The organism is Nostoc sp. 2RC (assembly GCF_014222165.1).
In the GTDB taxonomy this organism is placed as follows: domain Bacteria; phylum Cyanobacteriota; class Cyanobacteriia; order Cyanobacteriales; family Nostocaceae; genus Nostoc; species Nostoc linckia.
On sequence record NZ_JACKZU010000792.1, the window covers coordinates 1 to 565 of the forward strand.

At 35.8% G+C, this 565-nt stretch carries 1 protein-coding gene; it reads left to right on the top strand.

Annotated elements, in window-relative coordinates:
- The first annotated feature begins 191 nt into the window (after nt 1–191).
- Nucleotides 192–446, top strand: coding sequence for a hypothetical protein (locus GNE10_RS35010; protein WP_185570571.1), 255 nt, complete (start codon nt 192–194; stop codon nt 444–446).
- Nucleotides 447–565 lie beyond the last annotated feature (119 nt).

The window sequence follows — 565 nt, forward strand, 5'->3', positions numbered from 1 at the left end:
GCGACAGTGTTGCAAACTTCCGCCACTCGCCTGCAAGCTGGGGAAGAACTTTCCCAAGCTGACTTGAAGAAAACTAGAATTGTGTCAAAGACGATTTTACAAGAATAGTAATCCAAATTCCGCGGCTGGGTTGTTAACAATCTTCATTTAGCGATAATGGTTTCAAAAACTTGTAACGTATCATCAGCCGTATGAGTGATATCGATAAACAATGGGAGAATTTAAAAGAGAAATTTTATATTGGGTACAAATTTTATGGAGAGATTGCAAAGGTCAAACCTTTCGGTGTTTTTGTGTACCTTGGTTATCAAGTGATCGACGGTTATAAACCAAGCGGAATTATAGATATTCCTACAAAACCCGATTGTGATTCATCGGGTTTAGCAATCGCGTCTTTAAAGCTGGTGGCATCAAGGTTTGTATTTTTCAGATTAGCACTTTACTAAAACCTTTTCAAAGATCTAGCTGTCGAAATAAATAAGCAAACTGTGGTTTGAGAAAATCAAAGCTGAATTTTGAGAAAACAATATGCCTTTTTGCTTATTAAATATGAATTTTAATTAAT